21 protein-coding genes are annotated in these 16,995 nt (G+C 38.3%); 11 read left to right on the forward strand and 10 right to left on the reverse strand.

What is annotated here, in order from left to right:
- Window positions 1-62 precede the first annotated feature (62 nt).
- The 6 genes from BPOF4_RS06330 to BPOF4_RS06350 all read right to left on the reverse strand — a co-directional run bounded on the left by BPOF4_RS06330 (window position 63) and on the right by BPOF4_RS06350 (window position 4,496).
- Complete coding sequence (locus BPOF4_RS06330) at window positions 63-416, reverse strand: Ger(x)C family spore germination C-terminal domain-containing protein (RefSeq protein WP_012958254.1); 354 nt, start codon at window positions 414-416, stop codon at window positions 63-65.
- A complete protein-coding gene (locus BPOF4_RS06335; RefSeq protein WP_012958255.1) occupies window positions 410-1,174 on the reverse strand; it encodes a Ger(x)C family spore germination protein in 765 nt (254 codons plus the stop codon). Before BPOF4_RS06335 ends, BPOF4_RS06330 begins: the two co-directional genes overlap by 7 nt.
- Window positions 1,171-2,304 (reverse strand): GerAB/ArcD/ProY family transporter, encoded by a 1,134-nt coding sequence (locus BPOF4_RS06340; RefSeq protein WP_012958256.1) that lies wholly within the window; start codon window positions 2,302-2,304, stop codon window positions 1,171-1,173. The genes BPOF4_RS06335 and BPOF4_RS06340 overlap by 4 nt, the downstream gene beginning before the upstream one ends.
- Window positions 2,297-3,175: a spore germination protein gene (locus BPOF4_RS06345; protein ID WP_049779874.1), complete on the reverse strand. Its 879-nt coding sequence runs from the start codon at window positions 3,173-3,175 to the stop codon at window positions 2,297-2,299. The genes BPOF4_RS06340 and BPOF4_RS06345 overlap by 8 nt, the downstream gene beginning before the upstream one ends.
- Window positions 3,156-3,497 (reverse strand): spore germination protein, encoded by a 342-nt coding sequence (locus tag BPOF4_RS22765; protein WP_049779875.1) that lies wholly within the window; start codon window positions 3,495-3,497, stop codon window positions 3,156-3,158. The genes BPOF4_RS06345 and BPOF4_RS22765 overlap by 20 nt, the downstream gene beginning before the upstream one ends.
- Window positions 3,498-3,626: 129 nt before the next feature.
- On the reverse strand, window positions 3,627-4,496 hold the full coding sequence (locus BPOF4_RS06350) for a sulfite exporter TauE/SafE family protein (protein WP_012958257.1): 870 nt from the start codon (window positions 4,494-4,496) through the stop codon (window positions 3,627-3,629).
- A gap of 178 nt (window positions 4,497-4,674) precedes the next feature.
- On the opposite strand from BPOF4_RS06350, the gene BPOF4_RS21155 reads away from it, so the two are divergent.
- A complete protein-coding gene (locus tag BPOF4_RS21155) occupies window positions 4,675-6,492 on the forward strand; it encodes a PAS domain-containing sensor histidine kinase (RefSeq protein ID WP_012958258.1) in 1,818 nt (605 codons plus the stop codon).
- A 19-nt stretch (window positions 6,493-6,511) separates the two neighbouring features.
- On the opposite strand, the gene BPOF4_RS06360 is transcribed toward BPOF4_RS21155, so the two are convergent.
- On the reverse strand, window positions 6,512-6,895 hold the full coding sequence (locus BPOF4_RS06360; protein ID WP_012958259.1) for a PilZ domain-containing protein: 384 nt from the start codon (window positions 6,893-6,895) through the stop codon (window positions 6,512-6,514).
- An 87-nt stretch (window positions 6,896-6,982) separates the two neighbouring features.
- Window positions 6,983-7,621, reverse strand: a complete 639-nt coding sequence (locus BPOF4_RS06365; RefSeq protein WP_012958260.1) for a LysE family transporter — start codon at window positions 7,619-7,621, stop codon at window positions 6,983-6,985.
- A 124-nt stretch (window positions 7,622-7,745) separates the two neighbouring features.
- Here BPOF4_RS06365 and BPOF4_RS06370 point away from each other — a divergent pair, with 124 nt between their 5' ends.
- From BPOF4_RS06370 to BPOF4_RS06395, 7 genes are all read left to right on the forward strand, one after another.
- Window positions 7,746-8,477 carry a YqcI/YcgG family protein gene (locus tag BPOF4_RS06370; RefSeq protein ID WP_041822685.1) on the forward strand — a complete coding sequence of 244 codons (732 nt, stop codon included), beginning with the start codon at window positions 7,746-7,748 and terminating at the stop codon, window positions 8,475-8,477.
- A 250-nt stretch (window positions 8,478-8,727) separates the two neighbouring features.
- Window positions 8,728-8,883, forward strand: coding sequence for a hypothetical protein (locus BPOF4_RS22420; RefSeq protein ID WP_012958262.1), 156 nt, complete (start codon window positions 8,728-8,730; stop codon window positions 8,881-8,883).
- Between the two features lie 205 nt (window positions 8,884-9,088).
- Window positions 9,089-9,946, forward strand: coding sequence for a transporter substrate-binding domain-containing protein (locus tag BPOF4_RS06375; RefSeq protein WP_012958263.1), 858 nt, complete (start codon window positions 9,089-9,091; stop codon window positions 9,944-9,946).
- Window positions 9,947-9,979: 33 nt separating this feature from the next.
- Complete coding sequence (locus BPOF4_RS06380; RefSeq protein WP_012958264.1) at window positions 9,980-10,636, forward strand: amino acid ABC transporter permease; 657 nt, start codon at window positions 9,980-9,982, stop codon at window positions 10,634-10,636.
- Window positions 10,629-11,351, forward strand: coding sequence for an amino acid ABC transporter ATP-binding protein (locus BPOF4_RS06385; RefSeq protein ID WP_012958265.1), 723 nt, complete (start codon window positions 10,629-10,631; stop codon window positions 11,349-11,351). The genes BPOF4_RS06380 and BPOF4_RS06385 overlap by 8 nt, the downstream gene beginning before the upstream one ends.
- 99 nt (window positions 11,352-11,450) lie before the next feature.
- Window positions 11,451-12,419, forward strand: a complete 969-nt coding sequence (locus BPOF4_RS06390; RefSeq protein WP_012958266.1) for an aromatic acid exporter family protein — start codon at window positions 11,451-11,453, stop codon at window positions 12,417-12,419.
- A 50-nt stretch (window positions 12,420-12,469) separates the two neighbouring features.
- Window positions 12,470-12,964 (forward strand): L,D-transpeptidase, encoded by a 495-nt coding sequence (locus tag BPOF4_RS06395; RefSeq protein WP_012958267.1) that lies wholly within the window; start codon window positions 12,470-12,472, stop codon window positions 12,962-12,964.
- A 50-nt stretch (window positions 12,965-13,014) separates the two neighbouring features.
- Here the strand turns inward: BPOF4_RS06395 and prli42 are convergent, their stop codons facing one another.
- A complete protein-coding gene (gene prli42, locus BPOF4_RS22135) occupies window positions 13,015-13,104 on the reverse strand; it encodes a stressosome-associated protein Prli42 (RefSeq protein WP_022626944.1) in 90 nt (29 codons plus the stop codon).
- 164 nt (window positions 13,105-13,268) lie between these two features.
- On the opposite strand from prli42, the gene mce reads away from it, so the two are divergent.
- The 3 genes from mce (at window position 13,269) to BPOF4_RS06415 (ending at window position 16,241) form a co-directional block, all read left to right on the forward strand.
- Entirely contained in the window at window positions 13,269-13,694 is a 426-nt protein-coding gene (gene mce, locus BPOF4_RS06400; RefSeq protein ID WP_012958268.1) for a methylmalonyl-CoA epimerase, read from the forward strand.
- Window positions 13,695-13,837: 143 nt separating this feature from the next.
- The gene (locus tag BPOF4_RS06405) at window positions 13,838-14,956 is read left to right on the forward strand and encodes a M20/M25/M40 family metallo-hydrolase (protein ID WP_012958269.1); all 1,119 of its coding nucleotides are present in this window, start codon (window positions 13,838-13,840) and stop codon (window positions 14,954-14,956) included.
- Window positions 14,957-15,078: 122 nt separating this feature from the next.
- A protein-coding gene (locus BPOF4_RS06415) for an IS3 family transposase (protein ID WP_087943500.1) occupies window positions 15,079-16,241 on the forward strand; the annotation gives its coding sequence in 2 pieces (ribosomal slippage) (window positions 15,079-15,355 and window positions 15,355-16,241; 1,164 coding nt in all).
- 300 nt (window positions 16,242-16,541) lie between these two features.
- On the opposite strand, the gene BPOF4_RS06420 is transcribed toward BPOF4_RS06415, so the two are convergent.
- Window positions 16,542-16,748 (reverse strand): hypothetical protein, encoded by a 207-nt coding sequence (locus tag BPOF4_RS06420; protein WP_012958272.1) that lies wholly within the window; start codon window positions 16,746-16,748, stop codon window positions 16,542-16,544.
- Window positions 16,749-16,995 lie beyond the last annotated feature (247 nt).

Genomic DNA, 16,995 nt, shown 5'->3' on the forward strand with positions numbered 1-16,995 from the left:
GCTTCTATCATTATAGACGAAAGTTGTGATGAAATAATGAAAAGCACGCAGATTGTGCGTGCTTAATTGATAATTCCATGTGTCACAATCTCGGTTTTTGTGTGGGCATGTAATTCAATATTGGGATAGGCTTCTTTCCAATTGGTGTTTTTAAGCCATACATCACGTTCATACGCCATCAACTCTAGGCCTATTCCTAGTGCATCACAATTCGCTTCTTGAAGCTGCCTCATCGTTCGATTAGCTACATCTTGAAAATGCTTTCCGAGCTTCTCATTTAACTTGAGGGTGAGCTCGCGCTCGGTAAACCCGTCTTCAGGATATTCTACAGCATTCACTTTTATCGTAAGGTTAATATCAGCATGAATCCCGCCGGCTTCTTCAACGACAGTTAAATCCTGATCAATTCCTACCACTTGAACGTTATAAAATCATTTAATCGAGGGTATTTGTCATCAGTTACTCTTACAGTGAAATTTGCTGTCCGTTTAAATTTGTCCATTAATAAAAGCAGCATCGTGCTCTCCTCAGTACCTAGGGCGCCAGCAAACTTTCGATCATTAAATAGAGCAATCTGATCACCATGAATATCCTCTGAGTCGTCTCGAATACTCAAATAGGGCAAAATGACATCTTGCCCAGGATCAAAGAGAATTGGACATACAAATTGAATATTCGTAACTGGAAAAATAGTAGCTTGTTCACCTGCATCAATTAAGTCACGGAGATATTCACTAACTAAAGGATGATTTTCTACCTTTAACTTCAAGTAAGGTTCTGCTTTGCCCTTTGTAATTGCAATATTTGCATTTAAAGGGCTCCGTGGGTCACGGTAAAAGACATCAAGATAAGAATAGAGATCTGTTTTAGCTGCTTCATCACTAATTAGGATGACTCGTGTTTTGGCAGCATCCAGTCTTCCGGATACTTCATGGTCAATATTTAATCTACTTTGTCTAGTTGTATTTCCTATTGCAGTAACACTTCTTGTTTGGGCTTGTTGGTCCTTTCCACTATCTGCGCTAGGAATGGTAACCGTTGTTCTGATGCGACCATCTTTTTCTAGATCAAAGGCGCCGCTGTAAATTAATTGAATGTCTTTTAAATAGCGGCTGTCCCAACAGCCGCTCATTAATACAAGACAACATAGGAGTAAGATCATTTTTCTGATCATGTAGGAGACACTCCTTTCTTTCCTGCTTTGCTGTCATTACTCTCTTTTCGTTTAAAAAGAATAGCAACTATTAAAATAATGAAAGGGAAAATGAAGGAAAAAACGCCCCCAATGTTGCTAATCAGTTCAGAGATTGTCCCTATACGTAACACATTGTGGGGGGAAACGCTGATCAGGAATGTAATAAGACAAATACCCCACACAAACGGACTGTAATTGGTTTTATTAAATAGAATAGCTGTCCCTAGTGAAGCAATATACAAATAACCTACAAAGGATGTTAAAACGGACACCATCCATACTGTAAGAAAAATTAAGTCTGTCCGTTCTAAGACGATAAAAGAAAATGATTTGATTAAATAAAGAATAGGCTCAGGGACCAAACCTATTTCTTCTGGACTGAAAAAGATGTAACAGGTAAAGGCCAAATAGGCATAAATCAGTGTAACTGTCACATTGGCGATCGTTGCGGCTTTTACTTTTGTTTTAATTGTCCCTTCAGTCGTAGCGAACAATATAATAAATATTTCAAAGCCTAATAACGATAGCGTGGCAGCTTTTGCGCTCAACAAAATATTGGTCATTCCCGTATGACCAATCGGCAGCAGATATCGATATTCAGCATGGGTAAAGGCAGTAATGGTTAATAAAATGACTAAAACTAACAGTACTGAAACAATTACGTGAAAGCGGGCAATGATACGCACATTCTCTTTCGTTAAGTACCATGCCGTAAAAACCGCTATTCCTACTTTAAGAAATTGGGGTGTGTTGGGGAACGCCCAAATAGTTAATACCGAGCTAAACAAGATTAAGATAACCACTCCTACACTAATGAAATAAACCACATGAATCAGGATTAAAAATTTTCCAAGCCACTTGCCAAAAACGTTTTCCAAAATAATGTACAAATTTGAATTCGGATACCGTTTAGAGATGAACATATAAATAAAGATGATGATCTGCACAGCAAGGCCAGCTAACAATATTGAGATCCAGCCATCTGTTTTTGCCCCTGCATCAAAGACAGAAAAGGGCATCGAAAGGACGCCGACACCTACTTGAGTTTGGATAACAAACAAAGCGAGCTGAGAAGGGGTAATCGTCATTTTTTGGTTTTGATTACTCATTTTTTGCCCACCTTCTTGAATAGTCTTGTTGTTTGTTCTTTAGAGGTCTATAAGAAGCAGGCTTTAAATTCATTAACCAAACTGGCATGCGGAGAAAGGTATCTTTAAGATCTTTCCATTGGAAAGGAGCAACAGGTGAAAAATAAGGAACACCAAAAGATTCCAATTTGCACAAATGGATTAATAGAAGCATTCCTGCAAATGAAATACCAAAAAAGCCAAATGATGCAGCCGCAAACATAAATGGGAATCGTAATATTCGAACCGACGTGTTCATTTCTGTTGAAGGAACGACAAAGGCTGCGATGGCGGTTAATGCTACTACGATAATCATGACATTTGATACGAGACCAGCTGTTACAATCGCATCACCAATCACGAGACCTCCGACAATCCCGATGGTTTGTCCGATTGGAGATGGCAGTCTTACCCCGGCCTCTCGAATTAATTCAATGGTAAGCTCCATAATGATTGCCTCAATAATAGGAGGATAGGGTATTTGTTCAACAGAGGCCTTAACAGGAAGAACAAGATCATTTGGAATGACTTCATAGTGAAATCCAACAACAGCGATATAGATAGCTGGAAGTAATATTGCAATCAGAAAACTCAAAATTCGAATCATTCTATAAAGGGTCCCAACAAAAAATCGGCTGTTGTAATCATCTGGTGATTGGTAAAAGGCAAAGAATGTGATTGGTGTCAAAATACAAGTAGGACTTCCTTCAATCATAATGGCGATCTGACCATCCATTATAGCAGCCATTGTACGATCTGGTCGTTCCGTATTTAACACTTGAGGAAAAGGAGAGAACGTAGAATCCTCTATAAATTCTTCAATAAATCCAGGACTAAAGGATGTCCATTTCAATCGATTCAATACGTTTTGTGATTTCTTGAACTAATTGAGGGTTAGCGATATTTTTCATATACACGATACAAACAGATGTGTTCGTATCTGTACCGAATTTGTGATAATGAATAGCTAATTGCCTGCTTGAAATTCTTCTTCTTAGAAGGTGGACATTCGTCCCTAAATCTTCGACAAAACCCTCATGCGATCCACGCACAACCTTTTCATTCATTGGTTCTGATGTATCCCGTTTAATAATACTTCCTGTATCAAGTAAATAAATCATTTCCTCTCCGTCGATCAGCAAAACAGACCTGCCTTCAAGCAGCGCTTCAATCACCTTATTTTTTGAATTGGTAGGAACACTTATGCATGTTTTCTTGTCATTATCGTTTGCATAAATGGAGAATTCATGCAGAGGAGGAGAAGATTCATATTGGGAATTAAAGTATAAAAAAACAAGGACTCTTCAGGAAGAAGAAAGACCTTGTTTTTTTTTGAGCCCTATAAATTTCTTTCCAATAAGGAAGAAGAAGATAAGGGCAAACGAGCTGATTATGGTTAAACCAATGATTGATAGTGAGAACGTGTTTGATAACACACTAACAATCATACACACATATAGAATCCCTAATAGGTTTTTCATTTTCTTTTCGTTAAATAAACGAGTGGACCTAGCACCTATTGGAGCGCCTAAAAAGGTCCCTAGTATTAAGGCTAAGCCGATACCGAAGTTGATCGGGCTCGATAAACTGTAAGAAATGAGACCTGCAGCTACGATAAATACAACGGAGGCTAAGCTGGTACCTACTGCTTGACTCGCTTTGAATCCTAGTAACGATATAAGAAGAGGGACAATAAAGAATCCTCCGCTCACTCCTAGTGCAGATGAGATAAAACCGGCACCAAGGCCGATTAACCCTGCTACAATCGCTGGCGGAAGCTTTTTCTTCGTGGACTGAATCTCTTTTTTTGCTGGAAATAATAATGAAAAGGCGAAGTAACTTAATAAAGCGATATAAAAAACAGAAATCACCGTTTCAGCAAAGCCCATAGAATCAAGCCGGATCATTAATGGATGAGCAATTTGCGTACCTATGATCCCTGTACAATTAAAAATAATCACATAATACCAATTAATATTTTTTAACCTGAAGTGTGAGATCGCTCCAGAAATAGACGTTCCAAGGGAAAGCATAAGGCTTGTACCGATCACTGTAGTAGGCGGTAAGCCAAACATGAGCAATAAAGGCGTTAAAATAATTCCTCCTCCAATACCGAAAAAGCCAGAGAATACTCCAATTCCTACACCTAACAAAATAAATAATAAATAGTCCATACATACCTCCTGCCCTTTATTATATAAGATTTCACCAGTTTAAGGGGAAGAGATTAGGTTATTCGTAAAAAATGTCGGATGAGTGAGAAATATGACTAACAAAAAAGGAAGGAATATAAAGAATTTTGCAGAACTTTACGTAATGCTAAATGTATTTAGTAAAGTTAGGAGAATGGGTATGGTTGATACAATATGGTGTGCGAGTGAAAATAGAACAAGAGTTGCTCAAGCCTTTTTAGATCGGAATGGAACAATTATTGAAATAAATCATAAATGGTCTGAACTATTTGGATTTAAGACAGGAGAATTGTTGTATACAAATATTAATGAAATGCTTGGAGACCGTTTATTTACTTCTGTTTTTTTTGAATCGGATCTATTCGAACCTAAGTTGCCTAATAAAGATTCGGTGCAGCAAAAATCTTCTCAAGTAAATGGAGACTTCTTTGCCGATTTAAAACAGTTTAAGAAACTTAAAGTACAAACTAATGGGATATCCGGTATAGATACAACGTTGACATGTATATTAACACCCATTCAAATGAACGAACGTGAATATTTATTACAAGTTATGCAGAGTCATAGTGAAGATGCCGATACTGCCTTTCAACCAAATGAAGCATTTGCTAGAAAGATTCTTAACGGGATTAAAGACGGGATTATCACGATTAAGCTGGATGGGACCTTTTTATTTGTCAATGATAAAGCGGAAAGGCTGTTAGGGATGTCTGGGGAACAATTCAATGGAAGGGATTTTTGGTCGCTTTTACAAATGGATCAGCCTGGACTCTCTAAGAAGGTGTATGAGTTATTATCTGGAGAAGAAAGCATTCAAGTGGAATATTATATCGATGAGATGAAGGCATGGTACGATGTGCGAGCATATCGCATTGAGGATCAAGTAACTTTGTATTTCACCGATTGTTCTAAACGAAAAGAGATGGAACATGATCTGCGTGAGAGTGAGAGGAGATATAAAAGTTTAGTCGAGCATACCCCAGAAACGATCTCCGTTCATGATGGGAGCAAGTTAATTTATATTAATCCTGCCGGAGAAAAGTTGTTTAAAGCAGCTAACAGAAAGGAGTTAATTAATAAAAAAATTGAAGCACTCTATAAAGCAGATGACTTTAAGCGGATTAGGGAAAACGCCAGATTGCTTCTGTCCGGAAAAAAGAAAATGACCACTTCTGTATTTGAGCTTCAATGTTTGGACGGTTCGAAAGTGGATGTAGAAGCAACGTCAACGGTCATTTTATTTAAAGGAAAGCCTGCTTTTAGAACAATCTTAAAAGATGTCTCTGAAAGAAACCGAATGGACGATTTAATTAGAAAGTCAGATAAATTATCTGTCGTTGCCCAGCTAGCAGCAGGAGTAGCACATGAAATTAGAAATCCGTTAACAGCTATAAAAGGATTTCTACAGTTATTTCAGCGTGAAAAGGAATTTAATGAACAATTCTTAGATTTAGTAATGGAAGAATTGGAACGAGTTGAATCAATTATCTATGAATATTTAACCTTGGCAAAACCAAACCATGAATCGACTTTTGACAACCTACACTTGCAGCCGCTTGTAAATAAAGTCATGACGTTAGTAGAGACACAATCTATTATGAAAAATGTACAGATTGATTTTGAATATGAAAACGTTCCTCCTATCTGCGGCTCTGAAAAGCAATTAAAACAGGTCTTGCTGAATTTAATAAAAAATGCGATAGAAGCTGTTGATGTGAACGGGGAAATAGTCATTAGACTGCTAAATCACGCAGAGGATCAGATTTGTATCCAAATTGAAGATAATGGCTGCGGCATTTCTAGTGAACGGATTGCGCGATTAGGGGAACCATTTTACTCAACAAAAGAGAAAGGAACAGGTCTTGGCCTCATGGTTTGCTATAAAATCATTGAACATCACCAAGGGATCTTAACGATTCATAGTGAAGAAGGAGCAGGGACAAGAATTGACGTCATTCTTCCCGTTTATGAAGGATAATAAGCATAAAAGAACATGATCACTCATGTTCTTTTTTAGTCTGGATATATTTGATATGCCCTTTTAATATCTTTATTAATTCTTGACTCTCGGTCTCAGTAATGGAGAAATCAATTCCGTAATGGTAGCTTCTCCCGAATGGTTTTTTCCAAACGATCTCTCCTTGTACATCTAAATTTTTTTCGGCAAGCTGCAATTCAACCTCGACTTCAACCTTAGCCTTATTGGGGTCGGGCAGCTCAAGGTGAGTATTCATTTTGACTCCTCCGGCACTTATATCTAAGATGTACATCTCACCTTCTTTACTCTCAACATTTGCATCAGAGATTCGAATGATTTTAAAGGTTGACTTAAGGGGTTCACTAAATTCATAGCGGAATGATTCTTCTCTTCTATACTGCATTTCACTCTCTCACTTTCTGGTATTTTTTTCATTATACTAGAATCAGGAACGATAGGGAGGTTTAGTTTCTGTCAAAATCGTGAATGGTTAGGCAAGGGCTAATCGAATCGATTGGATACATTCATATCCGAAATGCAGACTGTAATACATAAGCAAGAATGCCGCAAAGCCATGAATATACTGATGCAATCGGTTATTCATAACAAAGGATGTTAGTTTTGATAAGGTTGAAATGCATACATTCCATAGAAAGATACCTAAAAAAATGAACACACCTTGATAGAATACAGCATTTATAGATGTGTTATGAGCAGTCTCGCTTAACACAGAGCCATAAATCCCGAACCAAAAAAGAATATTAATTGGATTTATAAGTGCGATTGTAAAGCCAATAACATAACTATTCAGTACGATTCTATTTGAAGGAGTTTCATTTTGATTCACCGTATCTATAGGTTTCATGGTGTTATTGATTGATTCAATGCTTAATTTGAGCAGAAAAAGACTGCCGAAGAAAAACAATAGGATATGAACGATTTCGATCGTTAAAAAATGTGTCAGCCCAAAGTATATGAGAAGCATAAATAAAGCATCAGCAGTCATGCCGCCAAGCCCTATTGCTAAGGAGGCAAAAAATCCAAATCTCACACCACGTTTAATCATCTCTAAACTAATAGGCCCTACCGGTGCTGCTAGGGCAATGCCTAATAGAATGCTTGATATCAAGCAGCGCACCCCCTTTTTATGCGTCTATAACAGGCATAAGACAAGTTATTCATAAACCGGCAAGAATATTCTATTTTATACATCATCATCATAAAGTGAAGGTAGGGAGGGGTTTTTTATGAATATGCAATCAAACTACTTATTAACAAGTGAGCATATGCAAAATGAAAAAATTGTACCTAAATGGGTAAGTGAGGAATATCATAAATATCGCGAAGTAGTGATGAAGCCAACTTTCCCTTGTTTTTTTGGCAGAACAGGTGAAGAAAGAGGGGAGCTCAGGTATTCCTATATCAGTCATTCTGATTGGTCTCATCTTCCTCGTACTCTTTCAACCTTTTTACAATTAGTGAAAGAGCCTCCTTTAGTACGGCGCGGCCTTTTTATATTCGTAGAGCCTGAAAATAAAGAACAGCCTCTTTCCTATTATAGAAACTATTTCTGGGATGTATTGCAATACTTGAATCGGCATGATCCAAAAAAGTGGCCCGAACACACACCAGCAGATCCAAATGATTTCTTATGGTCGTTTTGCTTTGACGATGAATCGATTTTTGCATTTGGAAATGCTCCTGCCTATAAACAGCGAATCACAAGAAATTTAGGCGAGAGTATGGTCATTGGAATTCAGCCTCGTCGAATCTTTGAAGGTCTAAAAGGAACAGAACCGAATGGGATAAATTCTAGAGAAGCAGTAAGAAAACGAGTAGAGGCATGGGATAAGCTCCCGAAGCATCCTGATATCAGTCATTATGGTGATCCTGCCCATCACGAATGGAAACAATTTTTCATCGGGGATGATTGTGAGCCGATTACTTCTAAATGTCCGTTTCATGCTGTTAATACAAATAAATAGGGGGTACCTCCAAGACTAAAACCACAGTTCATTAAGCCATTGTACATAGTGCTGTGGTTTTTTAATTGTATATTAATTGTTTTTTAATTTTTGTCACTGACTGTCATAGGGTGGGAAACTCTCAAATAATTTTGTGAAAACTTGTAATTTTAGGAAAATGACTTATAAAGTGCATTTTGTTTTAGTATGATAGGTGTAGTTCGAAGCACATTAGTATAAAATTTCAACCGACACGAAGGAGGAATTTTCAATGAGCAAGAAACTACTTTATACATTACTAGCAGGTGCATTATCAGTAAGTGTATTAGCAGCATGCGGTGAGCCGGTAGATGAGCCAGCTCCAGCAGATGATCCAGCAATGGAACAAGAAGATGACATCGAAGTAGAAGAAGAAGAAGCAGAATAAATAAATGTAAGGTGATGATCGCTTTTAGCGGTCATCTTTTTTTTGTGAAAAAAGAGATTATAGTTGAAAAAACATGAATTTTCTGATATTAATTAAAAAAAGATTTTTTTTAGAAAAGTTATTTTCATGCATAAAACTATGTGTTATTATGCATCTACAAGCATAATTATTATATTACTAGAAAGATAGTTGGGGGTTAATAATGATGAAAAAGTATAAGTGGAGTGTGGCAGGATTATCGGCAATCCTATCAGTAGGATTATCGGCAATCCTATCAGTAGGATTATTAGCAGGGTGTGGAGCAGAGGGGGACGGGCCTGCGGAAGTGGAAGCACCAGCTGAGGAACCGACTGAAGAAGTGAATGAAGATGCAACATCAGGAGAAGGCGGCACATTAATTATGGCCACATCAGCTGATTATCCTCCGTATGAGTCTGTGGATTTAGAGTCAGGTGAGATTGTCGGTTTTGATATTGATATTGCGAATCACATTGCAAGTGAATTAGGGTATGAACTTGAAATTCAAGATGTTGATTTTAACGGGTTAATTCCAGCAATGGAAGCAGGCCGTGCAGATTTTGTACTAGCTGGAATGACACCAACAGAAGAACGTAAAGAGAATGTTGATTTCTCAGATATCTATTATGAAGCACAGAATTTAATTGTGTCTAAAGAAGATCAAGGATTAAGTGCAGTTGAAGATCTTGAGGGATTAACTGTCGGAGTCCAGCTTGGTTCCATCCAAGAAGGGGAAGCAGAAGATTTAGCAGAAGAGATTGGTTTTAATGTAGAAAAACGTGACCGTATTCCTGAATTAATTCAAGAATTACTAGCAGGTCGTCTTGATGCGATCCTTATGGAAGATACCGTTGCTGCAGGTTATATGGAGTCTCAATCAGGCTTAGCGCAATTTGAAGTGCCAAGTGAGGAACTAGCTGGTTCTGCGATTGCCTTCCCTAAAGGCAGCGAGCTTGTTGAACCTTTCAATGATAAATTAAACGAAATGATTGACAGCGGCCTAATGGACGAGCTGATTATCAAATGGTTCGACGCTGAAGAATAAAGAATACGTTGTGTAGGAAGGAAACATTCAGTCATGAACATAGATTTTAGAGTGATTGAACCCCATATCCCTTTTATATTAAAAGGGATTGGGGTTACATTACAATTTGTATCTACCTCATTATTAGTCGGTCTAATCTTAGGAATTATTTTAGCCATCATGAAAATTGGCAAGATAGCTGTACTGCGCTGGTTTGCTCATGCGTATACATCTGTTTTCCGCGGGACGCCATTAATTTTGCAATTATCCATCATTTATTATGGGGCGCCGCAATTTGGAATTGAAATGAGTGCCTTTTTAGCAGGGGTCCTAGCCTTTGGTTTAAACTCATCTGCCTATGTTTCAGAAATTATCCGTGCAGGGATTCAAGCGGTTGATAAAGGTCAAAAAGAAGCTGCCGCTGCATTAGGTATCCCTGAGCGTCCAATGATGATCAGAATCATTTTACCGCAAGCATTTCGTAATATTCTTCCTGCCCTTTTTAATGAGTTCATTAACTTAACGAAAGAGTCAGCCATTGTATCGATTATCGGGGTGTGGGATATTATGCGCCGTGCTCAAATGGTCAATGCGCAGATCTATAAGTATTTCGAAGCGTTATTGTTTGTTGGTTTAATTTATTATGTGATGGTGATGGTGTTGACCATTATTGGACGAATGATCGAAAGGAGATTGCAACGCAGTGATTAAGGTCGATAATTTGCATAAAGCCTTTGGAAAAGTTGAGGTCTTAAAAGGGATTTCAACGGAAGTAAATAAAGGAGACGTTGTAGCGGTTATTGGACCTTCAGGCTCTGGAAAATCAACCTTCCTCCGCTGCATTAATCTCTTAGAAAAGCCTACAGCAGGTCATATTTGGGTCGGAGATCAAGATCTGACAAATAAGAAGACGAATGTACTCAAAGTACGTGAGCAGATCGGGATGGTGTTTCAGCATTTTCATCTTTTCCCTCATATGACAGTGCTTCAGAATTTGACGTATGCTCCTATGACAGTAAAAGGAGTGTCAAAAAGCGAGGCCGTAGAACGTGCAGAAAAGCTTTTGAAAAAGGTTGGACTGCTTGAAAAACGAGATGAGTACCCTAACAGGCTGTCAGGGGGACAAAAGCAACGTGTGGCGATTGCACGAGCGCTCGCTATGGAACCTGAGGTGATGCTTTTTGATGAGCCGACATCAGCTCTTGATCCTGAAATGGTTAAAGAGGTGCTGGCTGTTATGAAAGATTTAGCTCATACAGGAATGACGATGATGATCGTAACTCATGAGATGGGATTTGCGCGTGAAGTTGCTGATCGAGTGTTATTTTTAGACGGAGGCAAGCTCGTCGAGGACGCTCCGCCTGAAACCTTTTTTACAGAGCCTAAATCAGAACGTGCCAAAGACTTTCTTGAAAAGGTATTATAACGAAGAGATTCACAGTGATAGGCTGTGGGTCTTTTTTATATTAAATGACAATAAAGTAAGGTATGATAAAAACAATAATAAAAGAAAGGCCTGTGATGAATGAATTTTAAAATTGGCTATCGAACCTTAAAAACAGCAGTAGGTGCAGCGATAGCAATCGCCATTGCCCAGCTTCTTCAACTAGATTTTTATGCTTCAGCAGCCATTATTACGATCCTTTGTATTTCCATTACAAAAAGAAAGTCATTAATCGTATCCTGGCAGCGTTTTGCTGCTTGTCTGATCGGCATGGCTTACAGCGTGATTATTTTTGAATTAGTGGGATATGAACCTTGGTCGCTCGGTTTATTGCTGCTAGTGTTCATACCTACAGCCGTTATGTTGAAAGTTCAAGAGGGAATTGTAACGAGCTTAGTTATCGTCTTGCATCTCTATACACTGCAGCAAGTCTCAACCGCCATTATTATTAATGAATTATTATTAATCATCATCGGAATAGGTGTTGCATTAATTATGAATTTATATATGCCAAGCAGCGAAAAAGTTTTACGTGTTTATTTAAAGGACATAGAAGATCACTTTAAAAAGATTCTGCATGAAATGGCTGAATATTTACGGCACGGACAAAGTGATTGGGACGGAGCTGAAATTCCAGAGACAGTGGAATTGTTGAAGAAGGGTAAGAATGAAGCTTTACGAAATGTTCATAACCACATAATGCGTTATGAAGACCAATATTATCATTATTTCAAGATGAGGGAGAAGCAGTTTGAAATTGTTGAACGCCTGATGCCTTTTATCTCTTCATTAGAGAGATCGTTGCCTCAAAGCGTTCAGCTAGCGGATTTCTTAGATGAATTAAGTAAATCGTTAAGTCCTGCTAATCATGTGGTTTACTTCTTAGAACGCCTTGATCAAATGGAAGCGGAATTCAGGGAAATGGAACTGCCTAAGACAAGAGAGGAGTTTGAAATTCGCTCGTCTTTATTCTACATTATGCATGAATTAAGGCAATATCTTCATATTAAAGACAGCTTATGGAATCACGTGGATAAACGATCTATTTAAGAGGCAAGCTACAGGTAAAAAGCAGGGCTGGTGATTATGTGGCAGCTGTGATGTTATCGCTTTTAATGGTGTTTTCCCCGATTTGGCCTTTGGGTGAGAATCCTGCATTGGGCGATCCTTACCTGATCATTAATATTGAAACAAATGAACTGGCTTTTATTTATGATGGCCAGGTTCAAAGGGTATATAGAGTAGCGAGCGGAAAAGAGGGTGCAGAAACACCTGAGGGAGAGTTTACTGTTGTGGTGAAAGCTGAAAATCCATATTACAGAAAATTGGACATTAAAGGCGGTGATCCACATAACCCTCTTGGCACCAGATGGATCGGATTTGATGCGGAAGGAACCGATGGCAGGATCTATGGAATCCACGGGACCAATAGACCTGACTCGATCGGCTCTCACGTGACGGCAGGATGCGTACGCCTGCCCAATGAAGAAGTTGAGCAGCTATTTGATCAAATTCCTTTAGGTACGAAAGTTCATATTCTGAAGCAAAAAGATGCATCTTTTGAACAATTAGCGAAAGATGCAGGTGCTATGTAAGAAAGTCGCTGCCAGAACTCTGGCAGCGACTTTTATCGTTAGATGAGTGATTAGAATAGTGATACACCCATTAAAAGTGTTCCTACAACCATAGTGAAAATCATAATATAAATAATTGTTTTTTGGAATTTGCGTGGCATGTAATACCCTCCCTCATACGTCTGTACCCTATATTTTACTAAGAACTCGCTATTAGGACAAGGGGTACCTTCGTAATCGAGAAAATTTGACAGGATATGCAGGATTTTTTGATTGGTGGAACGAATGTTATAACTAGACTGTCATAAATGGAGGAGTGGTTCCTTTGAGTGAAAAAACACCGAAAAAAATTGATCATATTGGGATTGCGGTAGCATCTATTGAAGAGGTTCTGCCTTTTTATGTAGGAAGCTTGAAATTACGTCTAATTGATATTGAAGAAGTACCGTCTCAAGGAGTGAAAGTAGCCTTTTTAGGGGTTGGCGAATCTAAGATTGAATTATTAGAGCCGCTGTCAGATGAAAGTCCAATTGCTAAATTTATTGCAAAACGCGGTGAAGGGGTTCATCATATTGCACTTGGTGTAACGAACATTGAATCAAGAATTGAAGATATCAAAGAGAATGGCGTAAAAATGATCAATGATGAGCCTGTACCAGGAGCTGGTGGAGCAAAAGTGGCGTTTTTACATCCTAAATCAGCCAGAGGTGTTCTATATGAATTCTGTGAAAAAGAGCAAGTGACAAAATAAAGTGTGATATAGATGCATCATTGATTTGATGCATCTTTTTAGTGTTTTATTTTAGATAATGTAGTGGCTATCGCTTGAAAAGGTGAAAAATTCCTTGAAATCATGTACCATTAAGCTGAAACTACAAATTGGAGGCTTACATAATGATTAATGAAAAACGTTTAGTAGATGAATTTTTAGAGCTTGTACAAATTGATTCAGAAACAAAGTTTGAAGCGGAAATTGCACCGATTTTGACAGAAAAATTCACTTCTCTTGGAGTAGAGGTAGTTGAAGATGATGCAGCTGATAAAACAGATCACAGTGCAGGAAACCTCATTTGTACATTACCGGGAACAAAAGATGGGGTAGATGCAATTTATTTCACTTCTCATATGGATACAGTTGTACCAGGTAAGGGAGTTAAGCCGTCAATTAAAGATGGATATATTGTCACAGACGGAACAACGATTTTAGGTGCTGATGATAAAGCGGGTATTGCAGCGATGCTTGAAGGGATCCGCGTGCTTAAAGAACAAAATATCGAACACGGGACGATTCAATTTATTATTACGGTCGGAGAAGAATCTGGACTTGTAGGGGCAAAAGCAATGGATCCTGCTCATCTTAAAGCGAAATACGGCTTTGCGCTAGATAGTGATGGACCTGTAGGTAATATTATTGTAGCGGCACCAACACAAGCAAAAGTTAAAGCCGTTGTTCACGGCAAGACTGCACATGCCGGTGTTGCTCCAGAGAAGGGGATTTCAGCTATTACAGTGGCAGCAAAAGCAATCTCAAAAATGCCTTTAGGCCGAATTGACGAAGAAACGACAGCAAATATCGGCCGTTTTGAAGGGGGAAGTCAAACGAATATCGTGTGCGATCACGTGGCTATTTTGGCGGAAGCCCGTTCTTTGGTGAATGAAAAAATGGAAGCGCAAGTAGCGAAAATGAAAGAAGCGTTTGAACAAACGGCTAAGGAAATGGGTACAAAAGCTGACGTTGAAATTGATGTAATGTATCCAGGGTTTAAGCTAGGTGATGGTGATGAAGTTGTTGAAGTGGCTAAACGTGCAATGACAGCGATTGGCCGTACACCGGAATTACTTCAAAGCGGCGGAGGAAGTGATGCAAATATCTTCGCAGGACACGGAGTGCCGACCGTTAACCTTGCTGTAGGTTACGAAGAGATCCATACAAAGAATGAAAGAATGCCGATTGAAGAGCTTGTGAAGTTATCAGAAGCAGTAGTAGCGGTAGTAAAAGAAGCGGCAAAATAATTTAGGGGTAAAGAGACCGGTGGACTTAAGAAGGTTCTAGACTAACCTAAATTAATGAGACACTATAAAACACCTTCGAAATGGTACACTTAAACAAAGTACTAATTCGGAGGTGTTTTTGCATGGGCAAAAACGTATATTCAAATGAAGTTAAGTGGGCAGTCGTGAAAGATAAGATGAGTGGTCAGTTTACGAACCAGGAGATCATGGAGAAATATGGGATTAAAAATGTGTCTCAGATCAAAACGTGGATGAAATGGTATCGTGAAAATCAGGTTCATCGATTCGATCAACCAATTGGGAAGCAATATTCATATGGTCATGGACCTGACAGTTCAAGTAATGAAGAGAAAAAAGAACGTCAAATGAATCATTTAAAGCAGGAAAATGAAATCTTAAAAAAGTATTTGGAGATCGAAAAGGAGCTGAAAAAGAAATCGTCCTCCAACTAGTCCAGACTTTACGAAAAAAATATACAGTATCAGCTATTTTATCAGCTTTAAATGTTCCCAGATCCACCTATTATCGCTGGGCATCTGCGCAACCAGTCGAGTTGTCTAAGGAAGAGGAAACGATTATCTACCTTTGCGAAAAAACAAAGTATCGATATGGTCATCGTAAAATCAAGGAGCTATTAAAACGTGACTATCATATCAAATTAAACCGTAATACTGTTCAACGGATCATGCAGAAATACCACCTTCAATGTAGAGTAAAGCAAAAAAGAAGGTGGAAATCTCTAGGGGAATCTGTCATTGTTGCGCCAAACTTATTACAGCGAGAATTTAACGCAAGCAAACCTAACCAAAAGTGGGTAACGGATATTACCTACATCCAGTATGGTCCAGACACTTTATATTTATCAACGATCATGGACTTGTTTAATAATCAAATCGTTGCTTATAAGCTTTATACTCATCAACAAATCCCTTTGGTGATTGATACCTTGGATGAAGCACTAGAAACGCGAGGAAACCCCAAAGGAGTCATCATCCATTCAGATCAAGGAAGTGTTTATTCTTCTTATGCTTATCAAAATCGGATTAAAGAAAAGAATTTGGTCAGTAGTATGTCACGCCGGGGAAACTGTTGGGACAACGCAGTCATTGAGTCTTTCCATTCGAACCTGAAATCAGAAGAATTTCAGTATGTTAAATTCAATTCCTTGTCTTTAGAAGAAGTAAGGGATCGTGTAGATCAATTTATGAGGTATTATAACGATGAACGTATCCAAGAAAAATTAGGCTACCACACACCAATAAAGTTTGGTGATATGGCAGCCTAGGAAGGTGTTTTATTACTGTCTCATATGACTAGGTCAGTCTAGTTCATCGGTTTTTTCTATTTATAGGAAATCTTATATACATAAAAGAGGGCCAGATGATGTTAATTGTTTGTATGGTTTATAAAATAAACAAACACGAGCAATCATGCAATCATCACCTGGTACACCTCGAAAACTTACTATTTATACTATAGCTCAAAGAAGTTTTTCTGGGATGTTTCGGCAGACAGAGATAACGACTATATAGTCATTTTGCCGATCGTGCGGAATATTGCGTGGGTCCATACATTTGGATAAGTTCTAGTGTAAAAATGGCGATTGTTGCGGTGAATACCGTCCGAATTCTATGCTTTCTAACACCATTTCCTCACTGTCACCGATTATAGATGCAATTTGTGCAATCGTAGGTGACTTGGCATGTTCCTTTTTATATGCGTGGAGGAGAACGACAATGCGGTCGAATACATCGGCATAGCGCTGATCACATTTCAACTGATAGTGGGTCATAATAAGACACCTCCAATTTGCAGGCTTTCGACAACAACCTTATCGTTTCGCCTGCTACTTTAACCTTATCTGAAATATACATGAAAGGCAATGTTTTTTTAAATAAAATCGCAAAAAAATATTGACTTATACTTTGTATCCTTGGTATGATACTAGTTTTAGCGAAAATTAAAAAAGTATGAGAATGGATTCTTTTAATTAAAATTGGTGATGGTACAGCAATTATTGTAGGACCAATAACTTTAAA

It is taken from the genome of Alkalihalophilus pseudofirmus OF4, from assembly GCF_000005825.2.
GTDB classification, from domain to species: domain Bacteria; phylum Bacillota; class Bacilli; order Bacillales; family Bacillaceae_D; genus Alkalihalophilus; species Alkalihalophilus pseudofirmus.

Coding starts and splice junctions, on each gene's coding strand:
- BPOF4_RS06335 (WP_012958255.1), bottom strand. CDS start 1,174: ATGATCAGAAAAATGATCTTACTCCTATGTTGTCTTGTATTAATGAGC.
- BPOF4_RS06390 (WP_012958266.1), top strand. CDS start 11,451: ATGAATTTTAAAATTGGCTATCGAACCTTAAAAACAGCAGTAGGTGCA.
- BPOF4_RS06370 (WP_041822685.1), top strand. CDS start 7,746: ATGCAATCAAACTACTTATTAACAAGTGAGCATATGCAAAATGAAAAA.
- BPOF4_RS06375 (WP_012958263.1), top strand. CDS start 9,089: ATGAAAAAGTATAAGTGGAGTGTGGCAGGATTATCGGCAATCCTATCA.
- BPOF4_RS22420 (WP_012958262.1), top strand. CDS start 8,728: ATGAGCAAGAAACTACTTTATACATTACTAGCAGGTGCATTATCAGTA.
- BPOF4_RS06380 (WP_012958264.1), top strand. CDS start 9,980: ATGAACATAGATTTTAGAGTGATTGAACCCCATATCCCTTTTATATTA.
- BPOF4_RS06350 (WP_012958257.1), bottom strand. CDS start 4,496: ATGGACTATTTATTATTTATTTTGTTAGGTGTAGGAATTGGAGTATTC.
- BPOF4_RS06360 (WP_012958259.1), bottom strand. CDS start 6,895: ATGCAGTATAGAAGAGAAGAATCATTCCGCTATGAATTTAGTGAACCC.
- BPOF4_RS21155 (WP_012958258.1), top strand. CDS start 4,675: ATGGTTGATACAATATGGTGTGCGAGTGAAAATAGAACAAGAGTTGCT.
- BPOF4_RS06405 (WP_012958269.1), top strand. CDS start 13,838: ATGATTAATGAAAAACGTTTAGTAGATGAATTTTTAGAGCTTGTACAA.
- BPOF4_RS06395 (WP_012958267.1), top strand. CDS start 12,470: ATGTTATCGCTTTTAATGGTGTTTTCCCCGATTTGGCCTTTGGGTGAG.
- prli42 (WP_022626944.1), bottom strand. CDS start 13,104: ATGCCACGCAAATTCCAAAAAACAATTATTTATATTATGATTTTCACT.
- BPOF4_RS06420 (WP_012958272.1), bottom strand. CDS start 16,748: ATGACCCACTATCAGTTGAAATGTGATCAGCGCTATGCCGATGTATTC.
- BPOF4_RS06340 (WP_012958256.1), bottom strand. CDS start 2,304: ATGAGTAATCAAAACCAAAAAATGACGATTACCCCTTCTCAGCTCGCT.